The following is a 19,932-nucleotide window of genomic DNA, read 5'->3' as shown; positions in this document are numbered from 1 at the left end:
CATCGTGCCACGGGTATCGTTAACACACTCCGGCTGCAACGGGGAGTATGTCCTGTCCGTATCTGTCCTATCGGGAATCGAGCGGCGACGTGAGCTTCGACGAGGCGCGGGCGTTCTGTACCGTCGTCGACGAGTTCGTCCAGCCGATGCGGGCCGACATCTGCAACGACCGCTACGAACTGGACCACGCGGCCCACTGCGAGATATTCCGGGAGCGAGAGGGGGAACCGTGAGCTACGACGCCTACCTCGACGGCGATCCCGTCGTCGTCACGGCGGCGCTGACCGGCGGCGTCCACGGCAAGGAGACCAACTCCGCGGTGCCGGAGACGCCCGCAGAGATCGGTCGGGCCGCCGGCGAAGTCGAGGCCGCCGGAGCCTCGGTCGTCCACCTCCACGCGCGCCGCCCCAACGGCGAGCGGTCGTTCGCCACCGAGCGATTTCAGGAGATAGACGAGGCCGTCCGCCGGCACACCGACGACGTGATACTCCAGCACTCGACGGGCGGGACCGGCGCGCCCGACGCCGACCGCCACCGCCCGCTCCGGACCGACCCGCCCCCCGAGATGGCCTCGCTCGACATGGGGCCGCTCAACCGCTACGACCACCTCACCAGTGAGAACACGCGCGCCCTCGTCGACTCGCTGCACGCGGAGATGGTCGACCGGGGAATCAAGCCCGAACTGGAGGTGTTCAACGACGGCCACCGCAACGAGGTGTTCGACCTGCTGGACCGCCGGGAGGTGGCCGCCCCGGTCTACGCCACGCTCATCTTCGGTCCGGGGACGCTCACCCGGCCGACGCCGGCGAACTTCCTGCGGGCCGTCGCGGACCTCCCCGACGGCGCGACGTTCAACACGCTGGGGTTCGGCCGCCACCAACTCCCGTTCGCGGCGCTGGGGATACTGCTGGGCGGGCATGTCCGCGTCGGGCTGGAGGACAACGTCTACGTCCGCCGCGGCGAACTCGCCGAGAGCAACGCCCAACTGGTCGAGCGGGTCGTCGCGCTCGCCGAGCAGTTGGGCCGACCGGTCGCCGACACGGGCGAGGCCCGCGAGATACTCGGGCTGGGCTGAGTCGCCGCCGAACGGTGCAGCGGCCGCGCCGCCGCCCGCCGGTAACACCGGCGTCGGGTGGTGACACCGACGCCCGAGAACCTATATCCGACTCGCCGTCGTAGCCCGGCCCAGATGACACAGCCAGCGCCACACCGAGACGCGGGTGAGACGCGATGAGCGCCGACGGGCCGCACCAAGGCCAGCAGGTGGTCACCGCGGGCACGCCGCTCGACGACGCCGAGGCCGCCGCCGTCCTCGTCCACGGACGGGGCGCGACCGCACAGAGCATCGTCGGGATGGCCGGGGACATCGGCTGCGACGGCGTCGCCTTCCTCGCGCCACAGGCCGCGCGCAACACGTGGTACCCCCAGTCGTTCCTCTCGCCCGTCGCCCAGAACGAGCCGGGCCGGACATCCGGCCTGCAGGCCATCGCCGACGCCATCGACGAGGCGGGAGACGCCGGCATCCCCGCCGCGAAGGTCCTCCTCCTCGGTTTCTCACAGGGGGCCTGTCTCGCCAGCGAGTACGTCGCCCGGAACCCCCGGCGGTACGGCGGCCTCGTCGCCTTCAGCGGCGGCCTCATCGGCGAGAGCATCGACGAGAGCGAGTACGCGGGCGACCTCGACGGGACGCCCGCCTTCCTCGGCTGCAGCGACGTGGACCCCCACATTCCGCTGGAGCGCGTCGAAGAGACCACCGCCGTCCTCGAACGACTGAACGCCGACGTGGAAGAGCGAATCTACGAGGGGATGGGCCACGGCGTCAATCAGGAGGAACTCGACTACGCTGCCGACATGGTCGCGGACTTGGTGGAGTGACCTCCTCGTCGTGACGCCGGGCCGAGGGCGGGGTTTTTCCCGCCGGCGGACCCGGGAACAACTATGCCCGCAACGACCGACGCAGAGCAGTCCCGCGCCGCCCTTACCGGCGACCCGCCACTCCGGCGCGGTGCCGGAATCGGCGTCGCGATGGCCGTCTGCCACCGGTTCTTCCTCCCGTTCGACGCGGTCACGCTCGGCGTCGCCTTCGCCGTCGTCGGGGCCGTCCTCGTCCAGTTCGCCGAGCGGCCGTGGCTGGCGGTCGGCCGCGCGCTAGCGGCCGCAGGGCTGGTCAGTCTCGTCGGTATCGGACTGCTCACAACCGTCTTCGGCTGACCGGCCGCTATTCGTCCGCGTCGGTCGTGTCGTCCGTACCGGCGTCGCCGGCCGAGCCGTCCGTCTCGTCCTCGCTTCCGCTCTCGTCTCCGGCACCGGCCGCGGCCTCCAACAGCGTCTCGCGCTCGTCGAAGTACGCCGGCGCGTCGCGGTCGCGTTCGAAGGCCACGACCCGGGCCAGCGCGGCCTCGCCGTCGTCGGCCGCCTCCAGTTCGGCGGCCAGTTCGGCGTAGGCGTCGGCCAACTTCCGGAACGCCTCGCGGCGCGCCTGTTTCGCCGCCGCGACGGCCTGCCGCTGTTCGAGGTCGTCCTCCAGCGAGTCGAGTTCGTCGAGGGTCGCGTCGGCGTCCGCCCCGTGACCGGCGGGTGACGGGGACTCCGACGGCGACGCGGGGCGGTCGCTCCCCGCGTGTTCCGATAGCCGCTCCCGGGCCGCCGCGATGTCGTCGTCGATGCTCGCCAACAGGTCGTCGAGTTCCGCGCCCAGCGTCTCGACGCGGCCCCAGAGGAAGCGGGCCTGCGTCCGCGCGTAGTCGGCGAGTTCGGCCGACGAGACACCGCCACTGCTCATGGCGAGCGGAACACCCGTATCGTGTCCCGCGCCGTCGGCTCCCGGAGCAACTGGGCGAGCCCGATGTCGCCGAACACCCGCTTCCAGTGCCGGTGATACAGCGGAAACTCGTCGTCGACGTAGCTCACGTCGGTCTCCTCGCGCCCTCGCTCCGGGCTGTTGCCCTCGTTCTCGGCGGTCACGAGCAGGTCGTCGGTCACCCGCGCCACCTCCTCGAAGACCCACGCGTCCTCCGGGTGGATGTGCTGGAGCGTCTCGACGGTGTAGACAACGTCGAAGGCCCCGTCGTCGAACTCCGGCAGCAGGTCCTGTATCGCGCCAACGTGGAACGTCCCCGTCTCGGCCAGTTCCGGGTAGGCGTCGGCCATCACCTCGACGGACCGCTCGTTGATGTCGATGCCTGTCAAGTCCTCGTAGCCGCGGTCCAGCAGGTACGCGAGGTGGCGGCCCGAGCCACAACCGAGTTCGAGCACGCGCGCGTCGTCGTCGACGTAGTGGTCGAGGACGTCCGCGAGCGTCTCGGTCACCCCGTTGGGGCCGAGGCCGGCGTAATACGTCGGCGAGTACTTCCCGTCGCGTTCGGCCCAGTCGCGGCGGACGTCGTCAGGGTCCATAGGGGACACTGCGTGGGTGGAGGGTAAATGCCCCCCGGACTCGGCTTCGCGGCGCGCCGCCAGCGGGGCGGCCCGGCCGTATCGACCCGACGTTTCGTCGACCCCCCGGGGGTAGCGGGGGTATTGCGGGTCGACGAAAGCGTGAAGTTCTGAGGGGTGTATAGCACCGGTTACGTGCCCGAATCGGGCATGGTTTCAGACGGACCCCTTGTGGGGTTGAAGCTACCATTGCACTTACAACCACAACCACCACCAACATAGTTTCAGACGGACCCCTTGTGGGGTTGAAGCAGTCCCGCTGTGAGCGGTGTTGGCCGTCGTGGGTGTTTCAGACGGACCCCTTGTGGGGTTGAAGCGACGGCCGACGCGGCCGAGACGGGCCGCCAGTTCGAGTTTCAGACGGACCCCTTGTGGGGTTGAAGCCATCTCCTGTGTATACTTTGGATTGCCATTTACCACGTTTCAGACGGACCCCTTGTGGGGTTGAAGCATCGCGCTCGCTCTCGCAATCATCTCACTGATCGTGTTTCAGACGGACCCCTTGTGGGGTTGAAGCCGTTGCTTCCCAGTTAGGGGCCGGGTACTTAATTCTGTTTCAGACGGACCCCTTGTGGGGTTGAAGCCCTTGCTCGGACGGAGTACATCAAGCAGCGCAGTAAGTTTCAGACGGACCCCTTGTGGGGTTGAAGCACAGCGTGATTTCTGACAAACCGATTGCGAAAATATGTTTCAGACGGACCCCTTGTGGGGTTGAAGCGAGGTTCCGGCCGGGCTGGGCGTAGGGGGCCAGCGCGTTTCAGACGGACCCCTTGTGGGGTTGAAGCGGCTTCGACAGCGAACCCAGCCAGAGCCGGCTCTGGTTTCAGACGGACCCCTTGTGGGGTTGAAGCGGTCGTCAGTCATCGTACACCTCCGCGATAGCCTCGGTTTCAGACGGACCCCTTGTGGGGTTGAAGCGAGATGGATTGGACCAACATCCCCACCCACGTATTCGTTTCAGACGGACCCCTTGTGGGGTTGAAGCGTGTCTAAACGTATGCGCCGCCGCAACCATAAAACTAGTTTCAGACGGACCCCTTGTGGGGTTGAAGCCTCGACGACGGCACCGACTTTGGCGGGGACGTGGTGTTTCAGACGGACCCCTTGTGGGGTTGAAGCTCCGGGACCCACAAGCCATTATCGGAGACCCGGTTTCAGACGGACCCCTTGTGGGGTTGAAGCGACGGACTGAATCCGATAAATACGTTGCTAGAGTCATGTTTCAGACGGACCCCTTGTGGGGTTGAAGCCCGTGCTGTATATTGCTTGGCATTATCTCACACCGGTTTCAGACGGACCCCTTGTGGGGTTGAAGCCGACGACGCCATGCTCGGCGGCGTCGACGGGCGCGTTTCAGACGGACCCCTTGTGGGGTTGAAGCGGGGACATCGACGGCTCGGAGTTGGACAGCGTGGCGTTTCAGACGGACCCCTTGTGGGGTTGAAGCAATTTCTCCCTCTCGGACGCGATATTAACCGCAGGGGTTTCAGACGGACCCCTTGTGGGGTTGAAGCTGGCGTCGCAGCAGTCCCCCGGCGACGACTTCCACGGGTTTCAGACGGACTCCCTGTGGTTGAAACCCAGCGCCTGCCCCGACCAAGTGAATTTCGGACGGCCCTCTTGGAGGGCGGGCCAGAGCGTGCAGTGCCGTCACGCGCGAACTCTCGTCGGCGTTGAGATGTCGGTGACACCGGCGTAACCACCTGATACGGGTGTCCGCGGAGGCTTATACGACGGCAGTCAGTACTGGGAGACGCTGAACCGAACGTCTCGCTACCAATGTCACAGCAGAAATCCGACTACACCGACGACGCCGATATCGACGCAACGCTCGACGAACTTCCCGACGACGAGACCATCGACGAGGCCGTGGCGAACCTCGAAGCCAACGGGTTCGACGTGGTCGTCGTAGACTCGGCCGACGAGGCACTGGAGACGCTGAAATCCCACGTCCCTGCCGGCGCGTCCGTGATGAACGGGCACTCGACGACGCTGGAGGAGGTCGGGTTCGACGAGTACCTCACCGAGGGCGACCACGACTGGGAGAGCCTGCCCGACGAGATATGGGGCATCGACGACGACGCCGAGCGGCAGGCCGCCCGCCGCGAGGCCCAGACCGCCGACTACTTCCTCGGGGGCATCAACGCTATCTCGGCGACGGGCGAACTCGTCGCCGCGGACCGCTCGGGCAGTCGTATCGGGGCCTACCCCTTCGCCGCGAGCAACGTCGTCATCGTCAGCGGCGTGAACAAGATCGTGGCGACGCTAGACGACGCCTTCGACCGACTCGAATCCGTCGCTTACCCGCTGGAGAACGAGCGCGCCAAGGAGGCTTACGGCGTCGACTCCGCCATCGCGAAACAGCTCGTCTTCCGGCAGGAACTCGAGGACGACCGGACGACGGTCGTACTCGTCCGCGAGCAGTTGGGCTACTGAGCGGTCGACCGACAGCGTGGCGGTCCGTCGACATCCGCCGACGCGTCTTTTCGCTTCGCGTTCCGGCGGCGACGAACGACAGACAGCCGCCGGTCCGGTGAGAGACGGGTCGTCGAGACGCGGCGGAGAGACAGGGGGCGAGAGCCAGGGGTGGGATTTGAACCCACGAACTCTCGATTACAAGTCGAGTGCTTGGACCACCCAAGCTCCCCTGGCGCGGATGGTGCTTGCGGGGGGACCGTTTAGAGGGTATCGTTTTCGGTCGGCTTCTCGAACTCGACGCGGTGGGGGGTGTAGCCGTGCCGGCGGTAGAACCGGCGGGCGGCGGCGTTGTCTGCCATGGCCTCCAGCGCTATCGTGTCGGCACCGGCGGCAGCGAGCGCGGCTTCCAGCGCCGCAAGGAGGCGGCCGCCGACGCCGCGGTCGCGGTCGGGTTCGGCGACGTAGATGTTCTCGACGACGCCGCGGACGGTGTCCTGTTCGTAGCGACCCTCTTCGAGCGCTCCCATGGCGAACCCGACGAGGCGGTCGTCGGTGGCCGCGACGTAGACGTTGTCGGTGACCGTCCGCCGGGCGATGGCCTCGCGGACGGGGCCGCGGTTGGCGGCCGCGAGCAGGTGCGAACCGTGGTCGCGCTGGTCGGTCGCCAGTTCGACCCAGAGGTCGACGATGGCGTCGACGTCGCCGGTCTCGGCGGGACGGATGTCCACACTCACGGTGCGGGCGGGGCTGGCAAAGCCCTTGTGTCGGGGCGGGACCGCGGTCGGTCCGGCGGGTCAGACGTCACGGCAGTCCGCACAGAGCAGTTGCCCGTTGAACGAGGCCAAATCGCGGGAGAGGGTTCCACAGGCCGAGCAGATACCCTGCTCGTCGAAGGAGTCGCCTGCCGCGCCGGGCCGGTCAGTCGGTCCCGTCGCCGCGACCTGCTCCGATGCCGTCGCCGCCTCGGCGGGGGCGTCGGTGCTCTCGCTCTCGAAGCGGGCGGTCGTGAGGATATCGTGTTCGGTGACGGTGCCGAGGGGGTCGCCGTCGTCGGTCACCAGCAGCCAGCCGGCAGACCACGCGGCCATCTGGTCCCGGGCCTCCGAGAGCCGGGCGTCCGGCGGGACGGAGGGGATGGATTCAGTCATCACGTCGCCGACGGTCGCCGAGGCCGGGTCGCCGTCGGCGACGACGTGCCCGAGGATGTCCCGCTCGGTGACGACGCCGACCGGTTCGTTGCCCCGCACGACGAGCGCGAGTTCCTCGTCCTCGCGGACCAGTAGCTCCGTCGTCTCGACGAGGCCGTCGGACTCGCTGGCACCGACGTACTCCCGGTTCATCACCTCCCGAACGGTTACCGTCTCGTTCATGCGTGTCATTATCACACGGCCGGTCTAAAATGTACCTCCACTACGCTTATACCGCGTCCTCCCCAATCTCCACAGTCACTCGAAGACGACCGCGTCGCCGGTGGCGCGACACGCTTCGAGGGCGTGTTTGGCGTCCATCCCGGCGGCGGCGGCGTTCCGGCCCCGGCCGACGCCGACCTTGAGGTCGACGCTCACGTCGTCGGCGACGTGGTCGATGGCGTCCTCGTAGGCCGGCCGGTCGAGCGCGGGGCAAACGGCGATGACGTTGTCCCCGCCGACGAAGAAGGCCAGCGAGTCGTGAGCCTCGCGCATGTACTTCATCAGCGAGGCGTACCCCTGCTCGATGCGGATGAACGTGTCGAACTCGTTGAGTTGGTCGGTGTACTTCCCCGTGGCGTCGTTGACGTCGAAGTGCGCGAGTTGCACGTCCGTGTCGGTCCGGAACTCCTCGGCGATGGGTTGGCCCCCGAGGACTTCTCGACGACCCTTGTCCTGTGCGCTGCCGGCTTCTTGGAGCCGTTCGGTCGCTGTCCCGAGCGCCGACACCGGCGTCGTCCCGGTGGCGACCGAGAGGCTCATCGTAACCGGGTAGCGGTTGGCGACCGACTCCTGTATCAGCGCGTGGTCGGCCTCGTCCAGCCCGTTCGAGACGGCGATCATGTTGTCGAACCGCGAGAAGAAGACGTAGCCGTCGCGGTTGCCGAACAGTTGGGCGAGGTCGGCGTAGAGCCGGGACTGGAGCGTCTGGAGGTCGACCTCCCGGCGCGGCTCCGGCGTCACTGTCCACGGCCCGTAGTTGTCTATCTGGATATGGGTGACCTGCGTGTTCGTCACTGTCGCTCGACGGTTGGGGGCCGACCGGTATTGGTCTGTCGAAAGCCGTTACCGGTCGCTCGCCGGGCGAACGTCCGCGAGGAGGTCGACGGTCCCCAGCTGGGAGTCGAACGCGACGACGCCGGTTGCGGTCAGTTTTGGGAGGTGAGACTCGAAGAGGTCGTCTCGGGCCGCGTGCCTGTCCGCGACCGACACGTCCGCCGGATCACAGCCCCGCTCGCGCGCGACGAGTAGTGCCGCGAGGTCTTCGAGGACCATCGGTGCCCCGCGGGCGGCGAGCACGTCGACGAGCCGCCGCCGGCGCTCGTCGGCCAGCAGGTCGGCGACGACGTCGTCCGGAAGCCGTGGCTCGGCCGTTTCGGTGTTCGGGCTACGGGTCGCCATACGAGGTGGTACGACAGCTCTCCACAAGAATGTGTCGCGCGTTCACACGCACCAATCGAACTCAGGCGTGTTCGAGTCGGTAGGGCCAGAGGTCCGCCTCGCGCAGCGCCTCGCCCAGCGTGGTGTGGAAGTCCGGGAAGTCCGCGAACTCCGACTGGTCGACGTGCTCGAAGATGTCGGCGACGCTGACGACCGTCTCGTAGTCGATGCGGACCGGGTGGTCCCCGTACTGCTCGACGTACTCCTCGGCCCGCAGGGGGAAGTCCTCGTCCTCGTCTATCTTCTTGGCGAGCACGGCGTGGCCGTACTTGCGCCGTCCTTCGCTGCCCTCCTCGCCGTCCGGGTCGTGGGGCCAGTCCATACCCGACCTCCGGACACCGGCGGCAAAAGGATTTCTCTCCGGCTACAGCTGTTCGAAGCCGCCGCCACCGCCGCTTCCGCCGCCGCCGCGCCGTCGCAGGAGGCCGACGATGGCGAGGAAGACGACGAGCGCGCCCCCGACGCCGCCCGCGAGGTAGCGCGTGTCGATACCCACAACGGTCGCCGGGACGCCGGCGGGTAAGAGGCCACTCCCGGCGTCGCTACCGGTTCCGGTCGTGCTGGTGGCGACGCCGGATTCCGTCCCCGCCTCCGTCGCCGAACTCGGCGTCGCCGTCGACACCTGCGCCTCGGAGATGACCACGCTGCCGGCGTCACGCTCGCCGAGCGCGACTTCGTAGTTCCCGGCCGACTCGACGACGTGGGTGAGGGCGACCGTCCGCGACTCGCCGGCCGGGACCGTCACCGTCGTCGTGTTGATACTCTCGTCGTTGACCAGCATCCGCGCCTCGTAGGGCCCCCCGACCGCGCCGTCGTTGCGCACGACCGCTTCGAGGGTGATGCGCTGTCCGGTGTCGGTCGGGGCCGTGCTGAGCGACGTGTCGGTCACGGACAGGACCGGCTCGATGCTACCGACGGCGACCGTCGAGGGGTCGGCGGTGCGGGCCTCGTAGACCACGGCGTCGGTCCGCTCGGCCGCGACCGACGTGTTCAGCGCCGTCCACGCGCTCCCGTTGCGACGGTAGAGCGTGACCGCCGACGGGTCGAGCCCGCTGGACCGGAGCAGCGACCGGTTGACGGCGACGCGCATCGTCACCGCGTCGACGCCGCCGGTCGACCCGGTCGTCAGGACGCCGAGCACGGTCGCGCTGTCCGCGGCCGGGAGCGTCGCGTTCGACGCCGACGGGTCGCTATAGGCGGTGACCCGTTGGGTGAAGTTCCGCTGGGTCGCCTCGACGGTCCACCCGTCGAGCGCGACCGAGCGGTTCGACGCCGGCACGTCGACCGCGTACGGCTCCGTGGTCGACACCGCGGCGGCCTCCACCGCGACCGTCTGGCTCGCGGCCGTCTCGTTGACGATGGTGGCCGTCGCCGCGCGGACCGAGACCGTCCGTATCCGCCGGTCGTTGGCCTTCAGTTCGTACCGACCGGGCTCGTCGAACCGGAGGGTGAATTCGAGTCGTTCGTCCTCGTTGGACCCGACGACGACCCGCTCCGTCGCCACCGTCGTGCCGTTGCGCTTGATGTCGACCGTCTGTCCGCCGCTGTCGCTACCGGTGTTCGAGACGATGACCGTGACGTTGTACGCCTCGCCGACGAGGACCGACGGGCCGTCGCCGTTCGCCCTGTTGACGAACGTCTGGGGGTCTGCGGCGACGGGACCGACGACGCTGCCGGCGAGGAGGAGGGTCACGAGACAGAGCGTGAGGACGCGGGTACCGCTTGGGGACCAGTTGTCTCGCAGCATCGTATAAATCTAACCGCCACCGACCGTATAAATGTACCCGATTCGACAGCAACCGCGGCGACACTCGTGGGAAAATACGGTGGGGCTGGGATTCGAACCCAGGAACCCGTGAGGATACCTGCTTTCAAGGCAGGCGCAATAGGCCGCTCTGCCACCCCACCGCGGGCGTGGCTACCGGGTCCCCCGTCTAAGGCCTGTCGGTTACTCGCGGACCAGCGCGGGGCCGTCGTCGTCGCGGACCCGGAGCCCGAACTCCTCGACGAGGTCGCTGGTCCGGGGCGGGACCACGCGCTCGGCGCGGCGGCGCGCCCGCAACAGCGGGACCACCGACCGGAGGTCGGCCGGCGTCGCCACGACCGGCGCGGTCGGCAGGAAGCCGACGGAGAGGCCGGCGTCGGCGGCCCGGTCGACCAGCGTCTCGACGGTCGGAGTGGCGTAGGCGTCGGCGAAGTCTATCGGGTCACCGAAGCCGGCGTAGTAGACGCGGCCGTCGGTCGACGGACCGAGGACGACGTCGTCGGTGCGGAGCTTCATCGCGGCGCTGTCGACCTGCTGGCGGGCCAGCAGTGCGGCCGTCGGCTCGACCGCCGCGGCCGTCGTGACGCCCTCGCGTTCGAGGAGGTGCGTCACCGTGTTCCCGACGCGGGCCGACGGCGTCGACCCGACCTGCACCTCGAAGCGGGCCTCGTCGGGCGCGTCGAGTTCGTCGACCACCGCGTCCCGGACGGCCGCTTCCGGGTCGACACTGTCGGGGGCCTGCTCGGGCTGGCGGTAGTTCACCAACAGCTCCGCGCCGCTTTTCTCGACCGCGCGACAGACGTCGACCAGCATCGCCCGGTAGAGCGCGGTCGCTTCGCTCTCGTCGAGGACCGTGCCGGCCAGCGCGGGGAGGACGGTCCCGTCGACCGGAGGGTCGGCGAGGACTGCCACAGTGGTCATACCTCCTCCTGTGGCGGGCGGCGGTTAGTCGCTTGCGTTCCAGTCGCGGAAGGTGTGTCCGCCCCCGAGAGTTAACCCCACACAGGGCCTACGCGGGTCCATGCTCGTGCGCGACCTGATGTCGACGGACGTGGTCACCGTCGACGCTGACGCGACCCTCGACGTGGCGGTCGAGGCGCTGCTGGACAACGGCGTCGGGTCGGCCGTGGTCGTGGACGGGGACGGGAACCCGGTCGGCATGGTCACGGAGTCGGACGCGCTGGCGGCCGCGACGGAGACCGGGCAGCCCCTCGGCGACATCGCGATCCGGGCAGTCGGTCATCCCGCGGTCGTCACGACGACGCCGGGCCGGTCGGTCTCGGCCGTCGCCCGGACTATGACCGCCGAGGGGGTCAAGAAGGTCCCGGTGCTCGACGGGGTCGACCTCGTCGGCATCGTCACGCTCTCGGACATCGTCTGGGCGCTCTCGGACCTCCGGAGCGAGGCGTCGGACCTCGGCGCGTTGCGCTCGGAGTGGGGACCGAACTGACGGCGGCGCGACGGGGCGACCGAGCCAGCGCCGTCGCGGCGTCGCCGCCCGGGTCAGCGCCCCCGCCGGCCCTTCGTCTGTCGGTAGTCCCGGCCAAGCGTCTCGCTGAAGTTCTCCAGAAACGCCTCGCGCTGGGCGTCGGTCTGCTCCGCGGGCGGGACCATCGGCAAGAGTTCGAACCCGCGGCCGCGAAGCGTCTCGCCGTGGAGGTCGGCCACGTCGAGTTCGTCGGCGCTCGTCGTCGTATACTCGAAGGCCAGTTCCTCCAAGGCCCGCTGGCCGACCGGGAGCAGCAGTTCGGGGTTTATCATCCGCACCTCGCTGTTGAGGTACGGCTCGCAGTTGGTGGCCTCCGCGTCGGTCGCCGCGCGGTCGGGGTGGCGACAGCGCGTGACGTAGGTGAGGAAAGTCTTGGCCAGTTCCGGTTCGTCGGCGTCGGGGTCCTCACAGAGGTCGACGGCGGCGAGGATGTCGAGCAGGCCCCGCTCGCGCTCGCCGGTGAACGGAATCCCCGAGCGGTCGGCCCCCTCGCTGGGGGCCTCGCCGATGACGAGGAAGTCCGCGCCCACGTCGCCGTAGCCGTGGACCACCTGCGACCGGGTCTCACAGAGTGCCGGGCAGTTCTGACAGTCCGCGTCCATCCCGTAGGGGTTGGATTGGGACTCCTGTTGGGCGTCCATGCTAGTCCTCGTCGACGGTCGTCGCGTGGGTGTCGGCGTCCTCGGGGTCGTTCTGCGGGCTGGAAGGGTGGTAGTCGGTGTCGTACTCGCCCGGCCGGCCGTCGATGCGGTCGGGGTTGATGCGGCCGGCCAGCAGCATGAAATCCAGCACCGTACAGGACAGCATCGCCTCGACGACCGGGACGGCCCGTGGCGGAAGTACGGGGTCGTGCCGTCCGGTCACGGTTATCTCCTTCTCCTCGCCGGTCTCCCAGTCGACGGTCGTCTGGGTCTTGGGAATCGAGACGGGCGGGTGCCACGTCACCTCGCCGTAGATGGGCTGACCGGTCGTGATGCCGCCCTGAATCCCGCCGTGGTCGTTGCCCTCCGGCACGGGGTGGCCGTCCTCGTCGAACTCCCAGTCCTCGTTGTACTCGCTGCCCCGCGTGGTGCGGGCCTCGCGGCCGATGCCGTACTCGAAGTCGTTGACGGCGGGGATGGAGTACATCGCCTGTGCGAGCCGCGAGGGGAAGCTGTCGAAGCGGGGCGCGCCCAACCCCGGCGGGACGCCGCGACACTCGAAGTAGATGGCCCCGCCGATGGAGTCGCCCTCCGTCTGGTACTCGTCGGCGAGGTCGCGCATCTCCGCGGCGGCGTCGGGGTCGGCACACCGGACCTCGTTCTCCTCGCTGTGTTCGAGCATGTCCTCGAAGGTGACCGGGCCGGCCTCCACGTCGCCTATCTGGCAGACGTGGGCCTTGATGGTCACGTCGAAGTCGCTCTGGGCGAGGACCTGCTTCGCCACGCCGCCGGCGGCGACCCAGTTGACCGTCTCGCGGGCCGACGACCGGCCGCCGCCGCCCCAGTTGCGCGTGCCGAACTTCGCGGAGTAGGTGTAGTCGCCGTGGGACGGCCGGGGGGCCGTGATGAACGGCTCGTACTTGCCCGAGCGGGCGTCCTTGTTCTGGATGACCATGCCGACGGGCGTCCCGGTCGTGTAGCCGTCCTGAACCCCCGAGTTGAGCGTCACTTTGTCGGGCTCGCCCCGCGAGGTCGTAATCATCGACTGACCCGGCTTGCGCCGGTCTAAGTCCCGTTGTATCTCCTCCGCGGAGAGCTCGACGCCAGCGGGAACGCCCGAGACCGTACAGCCCATGGCCTCCCCGTGGGACTCGCCGTAGGTCGTCATGCGGAAGAGACGACCGAACTCGTTGCCGTTCATTACGAACGTGTGAGGGACGGGGGCATTTGAACCTTGTAGGTGCGAACCCCCGGCCGCGACGCGTGGCCCCGACGGGGCCTACCGCCGGACCGCCGCGCTACTGCCGGACCGCCGCGCCCAGTCCGCCGAGCACGTCGAAGAAGTCGGGGAACGACACGTCGACGTGTTCCGCGCCGGTGACCGTCGTCTCGCCGTCGGCGACCAGTCCGGCCACGGCCAGCGACATGATGATGCGGTGGTCGGCCCGGCCGTCGACGGTCGCGCCCCGCAGGTCGCTCCGACCGCCGTGGACGACTAGTTCGTCGCGCTCCTCCTCGATTTCGGCCCCCATCTTCGACAGCGCCTCGGCCATCGCGCTGACCCGGTCGGTCTCCTTGTAGCGGACGTGTTCGGCGTCCGTGATGCGGGTGGTGCCGTCGGCGACCGCACCCAGCACCGCGATGGTCGGCAGGAGGTCCGGCGTGTCCTCGACGCCCACCGCGACGCCGGAGAGGGCCGACCGCCGGACGGTTATCTCGCCGGCGTCGCGGTCCCAGTCGAGGTCCGCACCCATCCGCTGGAGCACGCCGACGATGGCGGCGTCGCCCTGCGCGCTCGGGTGGGCCGAGGTGACTTCGAGGCCGTCGTCGGCCGCCAGCGCGCCCGCCGCGAGCAGGTAGCTCATCGAGGAGAAGTCGCCCGGGACGGCGTACTCGCCGCCCGCGGGGTCGTAGGTCTGCCCGCCCGCGACCGCGTAGCCGTCGGCCGTCGCCGCGGCGTCGACCCCGAAGTCGGCGAGCACTTCGAGCGTGATGTCGACGTACGGCGCGGACTTCAGTTCGGTCGTCAGGTCGATTTCGACGCCGTCGTCGGTGACCGCGCCGGCCATCAGCAGGGCGGTGATGTACTGCGAGGAGACGTCGCCGGGGATGGCGACCCGCCCGCCGTCGACGCCGCCGCCGACGACCAGCGGGGCCTGTCCGTTGGCCCGCGTGCTCTCGGCGCGCCCGCCCAGTTGCTCGACGGCGTCGAGCAGCGGCCCCTGCGGCCGCGAGCGCAGCGAGCCGTCGCCGGTCAGGACCGTCAGCCCGTCCTGTAGCGCCGCCGTCGCGGTCACGAGGCGCATCGTCGTCCCGCTGTTGGCGCAGTTCACCACGTCGTCGGGGGTCGCCGGGTCGCCGGCGAACCCCTCGATTTCGATGCGTCCGTCCGAGCGGTCGACCCGGCCGCCGTAGGCCTCGACGGCGCGCATCGTCGCTTTCGTGTCGGCGCTCACGAGCGGGTCCGTGACCGTCGCGCCGTCGGCGTAGCCGGCCGCCAGCACCGCGCGGTGGGTGTAGCTCTTCGACGGCGGGGCCTGTGCGGTCCCGCCGACGGTCGACGGTGAGATAGTGACGTCCATGCCCGCCGGGTGGCGGGCGGGCGACAAGAGGGTATCGCTCGCTACGCGTCCAGTTCCGCGCCACACTCCGGACACTGCAGCGCGAACCCGTCGCCGTCCTCGGCGGGGAGCGCGCGCATGTCGTCGTTGCCACACTCCGGGCAGTCCTGTGGCACGCGTACGTCCTCGCTGTCGCGTGGCGCACCCAGCGCGATGGCCCGCAGTTCCTCGTCGCTCTCGTTGGTCCCCGTCTGGAACTCGCCGGGCGCGAACCGGACGGCCTCGCCCGCGCCGACGGTGACCGCACCGTCCATCGTCTCGAAGGTGGCCTCGCCCTCGACGACGTAGAACACCTCCTCTTGGTCCATGTGGGCGTGGAGGCTCCCCGAGAAGCCCTCGCCGGGGGCCAGCCGGTAGTGGTTGATAGCGAGGTCGGTGGTGCCCAGCGGGTCCGACAGCCCGCGCCGGTCGATGTCACCGGTCATCGACTGCGGTTCGACCGCGTCGGTGGAGACTTTCTCCATGGCCGTCGTTGGGACGGGAGCCGAAAGTACCTTGCCACCCCGGAACTGCACCGAGGCGACGAGCCTAGGCGGGTCAGGCCACGTCGGCACTAGAGGCCCGCCGGAGCATGTACACCGCGACGCTACCGAAGACGACCCCGAGCGCGAGTAACACGGCGATAGCTGGGACGAGCGTGTTGTAGAGGCCGCCGAATTCCAGTCCGTACTCGGTCACCTCGACGACGGTCATCACGTCCCGGCCGAGCATGATGGCCCGCGCGGCGTCGACGCCGTAGGTGACGGGGTTGAACCGCGCGACCGTCTGTATCCACCCCGGGAGGACGGACAGCGGGAGGAAGGCCGTCGAGACGAACAGCAGCGGGAACTGGAGCAGGTTCGCGCCGATGATGGTCGACTCCTGGTCCCGGGTGACGACGGCGATGGTGTTCGACAGTGCGGTGAACCACAGCGAGAAGAGGACGCCGACGGCGACGATGCCGGCCGCGCCGACGAGGCCGGTCGCGACCTCCGCGCCCAGCACCGTCCCGAGTCCGATGATGATGGCTATCTGGACGGCGATGCGGACGAGTTCGGCGGCCGTCTTCCCGAGGAAGACCGCGGCGCGGTTCATCGGACTGACCAGCACTTTCTCGAACATCCCGTTCTCGATGTCGTTGACCAGTCCCACGCCGGAGGTGGCCGCCGCGGCCAGCGCCACCTGCATGCAGATGGCCGGCACGAGATACGTCTCGTAGGACAGCGTCGCGCCCCCGCGGCTGACCGCGCCGGTCGCCACCTGTCCGAAGACCTGCGTGAACAGGACGAGAAAGATGACGGGTTGGACGAGCGATACCACAAGCACGAACGGGTTGCGGACGGCCTTGATGTTCCAGCGGACGAAGTTCACCCAGAGGTCCCCGAGGAAAGTGTTGCCCGACCGCCGCGGGGAGTCGGCCGCCTCGCTCACACCGAGTCACCCCCGCCGGGGGCCGGCGACGCCACCGCCTCTCGTTCGTCGTCCAGATGCTCGCCGGTGATGGCGAGGAACACGTCGTCGAGCGTCGGCGCGCGGACGTTGAACCCCGTCACGGTCAGGTCCGCGTCCCGGAGCGCGACGAGGAGGTCGGTCCCCCGCGAGCGGGCCAGCGAGGAGGTAACCGCCAGCCCGTCGTCGGTGACCTCGACGGTCGCGTCGACCTCGAAGAGGTCCTCGGCGCGGGCCACCGCGGCGGCGCGCTCCCTGTTGTCCGGGCCGCCCTCGACGGACACTTCCAGAATCTCGCCGCCGACCTCGCGTTTGAGTTGTGCCGGCGACCCCTCCGAGACGATGTCGCCGTCGAGGATGACCGCCAGTCGGTCACAGAGGGCGTCGGCCTCTTCGAGGTACTGCGTCGTCAGGAAGATGGTCGTCCCCCGGTCGTTGATGCGCTCGAAGTACTCCCACAGGCGGTTGCGCGCCTTGGGGTCCAGCCCGGTCGTGGGCTCGTCTAAGAAGACGAGCGGCGGGCGGTGGACCAGCGCCGTGGCGGCGTCGAGGCGCTTTTTCATGCCGCCCGAGAAGTCGTCAGCCCGCTTGTCGGCCACGTCCGCGAGGTCCACGAGGTCGAGCAGTTCGTCGATGCGGGCGGCCCGGTCGCGCCTCGGGACGCCGTAGGCGTCGCAGGCGAACCGGAGGTTCTCGCGGGCGGTCAGCTCCGGGTCGACGCTCGTCTCTTGGGCCATGTACCCCACCGTCTCACGGACGGCCCGGCCCTCGGCGACCACGTCGAAGCCGTTGACGCGGACGGTCCCGGCGGTCGGTCGGAGCAGGGTGACTAGCGTCTTGATGGGCGTTGTCTTCCCGGCACCGTTGGGACCGAGAAAGCCGAAGAACTCGCCCGCCGGCACCGTCAGATCGATGCCGCGCACCGCTCGCGTGCCGTCGGCGTAGGTCAGTTCGACCCCGTCGGCGACGATGGCGTCGTCGGTCACGTCTCGACCGAGGAGTGCCGACCGGATAACACTCTCGCGGCCGGGCCGGTCCCGGTCGGTGCCACCGGGGGCGGTACCCATTTCCCTCGCCGCCGCGAGGGTGAGATATGGACCCCGACTTCGCGAGACTGGACGCCTACCTCGACGAGACCGGCGCGGACGGCTACCTGATAGACGCCGACTCGACAGACTCGGACCAGTACTACCTCTCCGGGTTCGACGCCCCCGACCCGTTCGTCACGCTGTACGACGGCGCGGTCCATCTCCTCTTTCCCCGCAGTCTGGAGTACGGCCGCGCCATGCGCGAGGCCCGGGCCGACACCGTCGAGCGCTACGTCGACTTCGACCACCAGCGGAAGGTCGCCGAACACGGTCCGGAGGAGGCCGTCTCGTACGTCCTCGCGGACTTCCTCGCTTCCCACGGCGTCGATAGCGTCGCCGTCCCGCCCCGGTTCCCGCTGGGGACCGCCGACGGCCTGCGGGACCGTGGCGTCGCGGTGACTGCCGACCGGGACGGCGTCGTCACGGAGATACGGGCGACGAAGACCGACGAGGAGGTCGACCACGTCCGGACGGCCCAGCGGGCCAACGAGGCCGCGATGGCCGCCGCCGAGGACCTGCTGCGAGCGGCCGACGTGGAGAGCGACGGCACGCTCGAACACGACGGCGAGCCCCTGACCAGCGAGCGCGTCAAAGAGGAGATAGAGGTGACGCTGTTGCGCCATGGCTGCTCACTCGACGAGACCATCGTGGCCTGTGGCCGCGACGCCGCCGACCCCCACGACCGCGGAATCGGCCCGCTGACGGCCGACGAGCCGGTCATCGTCGACATCTTCCCACAGCACAAGGCGTCGAAGTACCACGCCGACATGACGCGGACGTTCGTCAGCGGCGACCCGAGCGAGGAAATCCGGGAGTGGCACGACCTCACCGAGCGGGCGCTGGACGCCGCTCTCGACGCCCTCGAAGCGGGTGCCACTGGAGCCGACATACACGACGCGGTCTGTGACGTGTACGAGGACGCGGGACACCCGACGCTGCGCAGCGACGAGCGCACCGAGACGGGGTTCATCCACAGCACGGGCCACGGCGTTGGCCTCGACGTGCATGAACTGCCCAGCCTCTCCCCGACCGGCGGTGAACTCGAAGCCGGCCACGTCGTCACCGTCGAACCGGGGCTGTACGACCCCGACGTGGGCGGCCTCCGCATCGAGGACATCGTGGTCGTCACCGAGGACGGCTACGAGAACCTGACCGACTACGAGCGCCGCCTCGTCGTCTGACGGCCGCCGAACTACAGCGGCTTCATCTGCCCACCGCAGTTCGGACACACCGTTCTGGCCGTCTCCGTCTGCTTCCCGCACAGCACGCACTCGAAGTTCATCTCCGGCGGTTCGGCCGTCTCGCCGCCGAACAGGCCGCTGAGTCTCGGGAACAGTTTCATCTTTCTCACCGGCCTGAAATACACCTCGGCTGACAATAATGATTGTTACCAGTTACCACACAACTACATCATTAACATTTATTATAGATGCCGCCAAACCGGTGAGTGCATGCTTGTATCCGCCACGCGCCGTTCGACCCGCGCCACAGCGCCGCCGACCGACCACACCCGACCCACACCACCACCCGGATGACGACCCGAATCACGACACCCACCGACGACGACGCGTTCACACAGACGACCACCGCGACCCGCCCACAGGAGACCGACTCGCGCGAGCGCGGCGCGCCGATGATGTTCTCGCCGACCAGCGCCGCCACGATGGGCCAGTTCGACACCGAGGCCGACGACCCCCAGTAGCCGCCACGGCGACCGCGGGGGTCACAACGCCTTTGCCTCGGGCCGTCCTGCCCCCGGTATGGCAGACTACACGACGGTCTCGATACCGAAGGACCTCGCCGACCGCGTCGAGGAGACCATCGAGGGGACCAGTTTCTCCAGCACGTCGGACCTCGTCCGCTTCCTGCTTCGCAGCATCGTCGTCCAACACCAGCGCGAGGGGGAACTGACCGAGGCGGAGTTTCAGGACATTACCGACCAACTGCGCGACCTCGGCTATCTGGAGTGAGAGCGGGCGCTACGCGGGGTACTCCTCGGGGGGCTCGGCGTCGAGTATCGTCACGTCCTTGCGCCGCCCGGCGCGGTCGAACGCGCCGAAGGCGTCGTCGTCCCACGGCGGGACGGCGACGAACACGACTTCGTGGAGGTCGTCGAGTTCGCTGACGCCCATGTGTCCCCGCGGGTGCGAGACGAACCGCCCCTGTGTCTGGCCCGCCGGCGTCCCGAGGTCCATCCCGAAGACGGCGTTGACCGACCCGCCCGCGGAGGGCAGGTAGAAGTCGGTGAACACCGGTGTCTCCGAGGGTACGTCCGTCTCGGAGAGCTCCGCGGCCGGCGTGACCGCCAGCGAAATCGTGACGTCGTCGGGGTCGGCCTCCCGCGCGAGGCGCAACAGCGTCTCGACCAGTCCTCGTGTGACGTAGACCACGTGGGCAGTTCGCACGCCGGGGGTAAAACG

At 68.9% G+C, this 19,932-nt stretch carries 26 protein-coding genes, 2 tRNA genes and 1 CRISPR repeat array; of the genes, 9 read left to right on the top strand and 19 right to left on the bottom strand.

All coding sequences use genetic code 11. The annotated features are described in order from the left end of the window. Positions 1 to 47: 47 nt before the first annotated feature. The 4 genes from ACV7JO_RS05690 to ACV7JO_RS05675 all read left to right on the top strand — a co-directional run bounded on the left by ACV7JO_RS05690 (position 48) and on the right by ACV7JO_RS05675 (position 2,211). The gene (locus ACV7JO_RS05690) at positions 48 to 233 is read left to right on the top strand and encodes a hypothetical protein (RefSeq protein WP_470355372.1); all 186 of its coding nucleotides are present in this window, start codon (positions 48 to 50) and stop codon (positions 231 to 233) included. Continuing rightward, on the top strand, positions 230 to 1,075 hold the full coding sequence (locus ACV7JO_RS05685) for a beta-keto acid cleavage family enzyme (protein ID WP_470355371.1): 846 nt from the start codon (positions 230 to 232) through the stop codon (positions 1,073 to 1,075). Before ACV7JO_RS05690 ends, ACV7JO_RS05685 begins: the two co-directional genes overlap by 4 nt. A gap of 155 nt (positions 1,076 to 1,230) precedes the next feature. Beyond that, positions 1,231 to 1,875, top strand: coding sequence for an alpha/beta hydrolase (locus ACV7JO_RS05680; protein WP_470355370.1), 645 nt, complete (start codon positions 1,231 to 1,233; stop codon positions 1,873 to 1,875). A gap of 63 nt (positions 1,876 to 1,938) precedes the next feature. Continuing rightward, positions 1,939 to 2,211, top strand: a complete 273-nt coding sequence (locus ACV7JO_RS05675) for a hypothetical protein (RefSeq protein ID WP_470355369.1) — start codon at positions 1,939 to 1,941, stop codon at positions 2,209 to 2,211. A gap of 7 nt (positions 2,212 to 2,218) precedes the next feature. Here ACV7JO_RS05675 and ACV7JO_RS05670 read toward each other — a convergent pair whose 3' ends face one another. Together ACV7JO_RS05670 and ACV7JO_RS05665 are read right to left on the bottom strand one after the other, a co-directional pair. Beyond that, entirely contained in the window at positions 2,219 to 2,782 is a 564-nt protein-coding gene (locus ACV7JO_RS05670) for a hypothetical protein (RefSeq protein WP_470355368.1), read from the bottom strand. After that, complete coding sequence (locus tag ACV7JO_RS05665; RefSeq protein WP_470355367.1) at positions 2,779 to 3,396, bottom strand: class I SAM-dependent methyltransferase; 618 nt, start codon at positions 3,394 to 3,396, stop codon at positions 2,779 to 2,781. The genes ACV7JO_RS05670 and ACV7JO_RS05665 overlap by 4 nt, the downstream gene beginning before the upstream one ends. Positions 3,397 to 3,588: 192 nt before the next feature. Beyond that, a CRISPR array of direct repeats spans positions 3,589 to 4,949; the repeat unit is 31 nt; unit sequence GTTTCAGACGGACCCCTTGTGGGGTTGAAGC. 265 nt (positions 4,950 to 5,214) lie between these two features. On the opposite strand from ACV7JO_RS05665, the gene ACV7JO_RS05660 reads away from it, so the two are divergent. Further along, complete coding sequence (locus tag ACV7JO_RS05660; protein ID WP_470355366.1) at positions 5,215 to 5,871, top strand: lactate utilization protein; 657 nt, start codon at positions 5,215 to 5,217, stop codon at positions 5,869 to 5,871. Between the two features lie 142 nt (positions 5,872 to 6,013). Here the strand turns inward: ACV7JO_RS05660 and ACV7JO_RS05655 are convergent. The 9 genes from ACV7JO_RS05655 to ACV7JO_RS05615 form a co-directional block, all read right to left on the bottom strand. Beyond that, positions 6,014 to 6,087: transfer RNA gene (locus ACV7JO_RS05655), tRNA-Thr, on the bottom strand. A 26-nt stretch (positions 6,088 to 6,113) separates the two neighbouring features. Next, complete coding sequence (locus ACV7JO_RS05650) at positions 6,114 to 6,581, bottom strand: GNAT family N-acetyltransferase (RefSeq protein WP_470355365.1); 468 nt, start codon at positions 6,579 to 6,581, stop codon at positions 6,114 to 6,116. Positions 6,582 to 6,647: 66 nt separating this feature from the next. Next, a complete protein-coding gene (locus tag ACV7JO_RS05645) occupies positions 6,648 to 7,223 on the bottom strand; it encodes a CBS domain-containing protein (RefSeq protein WP_470355364.1) in 576 nt (191 codons plus the stop codon). A 75-nt stretch (positions 7,224 to 7,298) separates the two neighbouring features. Then, positions 7,299 to 8,057, bottom strand: coding sequence for a GTP cyclohydrolase III (locus tag ACV7JO_RS05640; RefSeq protein ID WP_470355363.1), 759 nt, complete (start codon positions 8,055 to 8,057; stop codon positions 7,299 to 7,301). A 48-nt stretch (positions 8,058 to 8,105) separates the two neighbouring features. Next, positions 8,106 to 8,441 carry a DUF7344 domain-containing protein gene (locus tag ACV7JO_RS05635; RefSeq protein WP_470355362.1) on the bottom strand — a complete coding sequence of 112 codons (336 nt, stop codon included), beginning with the start codon at positions 8,439 to 8,441 and terminating at the stop codon, positions 8,106 to 8,108. A gap of 61 nt (positions 8,442 to 8,502) precedes the next feature. After that, entirely contained in the window at positions 8,503 to 8,802 is a 300-nt protein-coding gene (locus ACV7JO_RS05630; RefSeq protein ID WP_470355361.1) for a DUF5785 family protein, read from the bottom strand. Positions 8,803 to 8,844: 42 nt separating this feature from the next. After that, positions 8,845 to 10,227 carry a hypothetical protein gene (locus tag ACV7JO_RS05625; RefSeq protein ID WP_470355360.1) on the bottom strand — a complete coding sequence of 461 codons (1,383 nt, stop codon included), beginning with the start codon at positions 10,225 to 10,227 and terminating at the stop codon, positions 8,845 to 8,847. 77 nt (positions 10,228 to 10,304) lie between these two features. Further along, positions 10,305 to 10,388: transfer RNA gene (locus tag ACV7JO_RS05620), tRNA-Ser, on the bottom strand. Positions 10,389 to 10,428: 40 nt separating this feature from the next. After that, positions 10,429 to 11,166, bottom strand: coding sequence for a hypothetical protein (locus ACV7JO_RS05615; protein WP_470355359.1), 738 nt, complete (start codon positions 11,164 to 11,166; stop codon positions 10,429 to 10,431). 100 nt (positions 11,167 to 11,266) lie between these two features. Between ACV7JO_RS05615 and ACV7JO_RS05610 the strand changes: the two genes are divergently transcribed. Then, entirely contained in the window at positions 11,267 to 11,695 is a 429-nt protein-coding gene (locus tag ACV7JO_RS05610; protein WP_470355358.1) for a CBS domain-containing protein, read from the top strand. 53 nt (positions 11,696 to 11,748) lie between these two features. Here ACV7JO_RS05610 and ACV7JO_RS05605 read toward each other — a convergent pair whose 3' ends face one another. The 6 genes from ACV7JO_RS05605 to ACV7JO_RS05580 all read right to left on the bottom strand — a co-directional run bounded on the left by ACV7JO_RS05605 (position 11,749) and on the right by ACV7JO_RS05580 (position 17,491). Then, positions 11,749 to 12,375 carry a uracil-DNA glycosylase gene (locus tag ACV7JO_RS05605; protein ID WP_470355357.1) on the bottom strand — a complete coding sequence of 209 codons (627 nt, stop codon included), beginning with the start codon at positions 12,373 to 12,375 and terminating at the stop codon, positions 11,749 to 11,751. A 1-nt stretch (position 12,376) separates the two neighbouring features. After that, a complete protein-coding gene (aroC, locus tag ACV7JO_RS05600) occupies positions 12,377 to 13,576 on the bottom strand; it encodes a chorismate synthase (RefSeq protein ID WP_470355356.1) in 1,200 nt (399 codons plus the stop codon). A 97-nt stretch (positions 13,577 to 13,673) separates the two neighbouring features. Then, positions 13,674 to 14,957 carry a 3-phosphoshikimate 1-carboxyvinyltransferase gene (gene aroA / locus ACV7JO_RS05595; protein ID WP_470355355.1) on the bottom strand — a complete coding sequence of 428 codons (1,284 nt, stop codon included), beginning with the start codon at positions 14,955 to 14,957 and terminating at the stop codon, positions 13,674 to 13,676. 41 nt (positions 14,958 to 14,998) lie between these two features. Next, positions 14,999 to 15,460, bottom strand: a complete 462-nt coding sequence (locus ACV7JO_RS05590) for a cupin domain-containing protein (RefSeq protein ID WP_470355354.1) — start codon at positions 15,458 to 15,460, stop codon at positions 14,999 to 15,001. Positions 15,461 to 15,533: 73 nt separating this feature from the next. After that, on the bottom strand, positions 15,534 to 16,406 hold the full coding sequence (locus ACV7JO_RS05585) for an ABC transporter permease (protein WP_470355353.1): 873 nt from the start codon (positions 16,404 to 16,406) through the stop codon (positions 15,534 to 15,536). Next, positions 16,403 to 17,491 carry an ABC transporter ATP-binding protein gene (locus tag ACV7JO_RS05580; RefSeq protein ID WP_470355352.1) on the bottom strand — a complete coding sequence of 363 codons (1,089 nt, stop codon included), beginning with the start codon at positions 17,489 to 17,491 and terminating at the stop codon, positions 16,403 to 16,405. Before ACV7JO_RS05580 ends, ACV7JO_RS05585 begins: the two co-directional genes overlap by 4 nt. A 26-nt stretch (positions 17,492 to 17,517) precedes the next feature. Here ACV7JO_RS05580 and ACV7JO_RS05575 point away from each other — a divergent pair, with 26 nt between their 5' ends. Next, positions 17,518 to 18,693, top strand: coding sequence for a M24 family metallopeptidase (locus ACV7JO_RS05575; RefSeq protein ID WP_470355351.1), 1,176 nt, complete (start codon positions 17,518 to 17,520; stop codon positions 18,691 to 18,693). 11 nt (positions 18,694 to 18,704) lie between these two features. On the opposite strand, the gene ACV7JO_RS05570 is transcribed toward ACV7JO_RS05575, so the two are convergent. Next, positions 18,705 to 18,854: a DUF1272 domain-containing protein gene (locus ACV7JO_RS05570; protein ID WP_470355350.1), complete on the bottom strand. Its 150-nt coding sequence runs from the start codon at positions 18,852 to 18,854 to the stop codon at positions 18,705 to 18,707. Positions 18,855 to 18,959: 105 nt separating this feature from the next. Here ACV7JO_RS05570 and ACV7JO_RS05565 point away from each other — a divergent pair, with 105 nt between their 5' ends. Together ACV7JO_RS05565 and ACV7JO_RS05560 are read left to right on the top strand one after the other, a co-directional pair. Then, entirely contained in the window at positions 18,960 to 19,214 is a 255-nt protein-coding gene (locus ACV7JO_RS05565; protein ID WP_470355349.1) for a hypothetical protein, read from the top strand. 58 nt (positions 19,215 to 19,272) lie between these two features. Further along, positions 19,273 to 19,482, top strand: coding sequence for a ribbon-helix-helix domain-containing protein (locus ACV7JO_RS05560; protein ID WP_276277535.1), 210 nt, complete (start codon positions 19,273 to 19,275; stop codon positions 19,480 to 19,482). Positions 19,483 to 19,491: 9 nt separating this feature from the next. Here ACV7JO_RS05560 and ACV7JO_RS05555 read toward each other — a convergent pair whose 3' ends face one another. Then, positions 19,492 to 19,902, bottom strand: a complete 411-nt coding sequence (locus ACV7JO_RS05555) for a JAB/MPN domain protein-containing protein (RefSeq protein WP_470355348.1) — start codon at positions 19,900 to 19,902, stop codon at positions 19,492 to 19,494. Positions 19,903 to 19,932: the final 30 nt, after the last annotated feature.

This window comes from Haloarcula sp. MBLA0138 (assembly GCF_055632455.1).
This window is presented reverse-complemented; position numbering and strand designations above follow the sequence as displayed.

Excerpts from the sequence above, each read along its gene's own strand:
- ACV7JO_RS05690 (WP_470355372.1), top strand. The coding sequence starts at position 48 with ATGTCCTGTCCGTATCTGTCCTATCGGGAATCGAGCGGCGACGTGAGC.
- ACV7JO_RS05680 (WP_470355370.1), top strand. The coding sequence starts at position 1,231 with ATGAGCGCCGACGGGCCGCACCAAGGCCAGCAGGTGGTCACCGCGGGC.
- ACV7JO_RS05675 (WP_470355369.1), top strand. The coding sequence starts at position 1,939 with ATGCCCGCAACGACCGACGCAGAGCAGTCCCGCGCCGCCCTTACCGGC.
- ACV7JO_RS05670 (WP_470355368.1), bottom strand. The coding sequence starts at position 2,782 with ATGAGCAGTGGCGGTGTCTCGTCGGCCGAACTCGCCGACTACGCGCGG.
- ACV7JO_RS05665 (WP_470355367.1), bottom strand. The coding sequence starts at position 3,396 with ATGGACCCTGACGACGTCCGCCGCGACTGGGCCGAACGCGACGGGAAG.
- ACV7JO_RS05660 (WP_470355366.1), top strand. The coding sequence starts at position 5,215 with ATGTCACAGCAGAAATCCGACTACACCGACGACGCCGATATCGACGCA.
- ACV7JO_RS05645 (WP_470355364.1), bottom strand. The coding sequence starts at position 7,223 with ATGAACGAGACGGTAACCGTTCGGGAGGTGATGAACCGGGAGTACGTC.
- ACV7JO_RS05635 (WP_470355362.1), bottom strand. The coding sequence starts at position 8,441 with ATGGCGACCCGTAGCCCGAACACCGAAACGGCCGAGCCACGGCTTCCG.
- ACV7JO_RS05630 (WP_470355361.1), bottom strand. The coding sequence starts at position 8,802 with ATGGACTGGCCCCACGACCCGGACGGCGAGGAGGGCAGCGAAGGACGG.
- ACV7JO_RS05625 (WP_470355360.1), bottom strand. The coding sequence starts at position 10,227 with ATGCTGCGAGACAACTGGTCCCCAAGCGGTACCCGCGTCCTCACGCTC.
- ACV7JO_RS05615 (WP_470355359.1), bottom strand. The coding sequence starts at position 11,166 with ATGACCACTGTGGCAGTCCTCGCCGACCCTCCGGTCGACGGGACCGTC.
- ACV7JO_RS05610 (WP_470355358.1), top strand. The coding sequence starts at position 11,267 with ATGCTCGTGCGCGACCTGATGTCGACGGACGTGGTCACCGTCGACGCT.
- ACV7JO_RS05605 (WP_470355357.1), bottom strand. The coding sequence starts at position 12,375 with ATGGACGCCCAACAGGAGTCCCAATCCAACCCCTACGGGATGGACGCG.
- aroC (WP_470355356.1), bottom strand. The coding sequence starts at position 13,576 with ATGAACGGCAACGAGTTCGGTCGTCTCTTCCGCATGACGACCTACGGC.
- aroA (WP_470355355.1), bottom strand. The coding sequence starts at position 14,957 with ATGGACGTCACTATCTCACCGTCGACCGTCGGCGGGACCGCACAGGCC.
- ACV7JO_RS05590 (WP_470355354.1), bottom strand. The coding sequence starts at position 15,460 with ATGGAGAAAGTCTCCACCGACGCGGTCGAACCGCAGTCGATGACCGGT.
- ACV7JO_RS05580 (WP_470355352.1), bottom strand. The coding sequence starts at position 17,491 with ATGGGTACCGCCCCCGGTGGCACCGACCGGGACCGGCCCGGCCGCGAG.
- ACV7JO_RS05575 (WP_470355351.1), top strand. The coding sequence starts at position 17,518 with ATGGACCCCGACTTCGCGAGACTGGACGCCTACCTCGACGAGACCGGC.
- ACV7JO_RS05570 (WP_470355350.1), bottom strand. The coding sequence starts at position 18,854 with ATGAAACTGTTCCCGAGACTCAGCGGCCTGTTCGGCGGCGAGACGGCC.
- ACV7JO_RS05560 (WP_276277535.1), top strand. The coding sequence starts at position 19,273 with ATGGCAGACTACACGACGGTCTCGATACCGAAGGACCTCGCCGACCGC.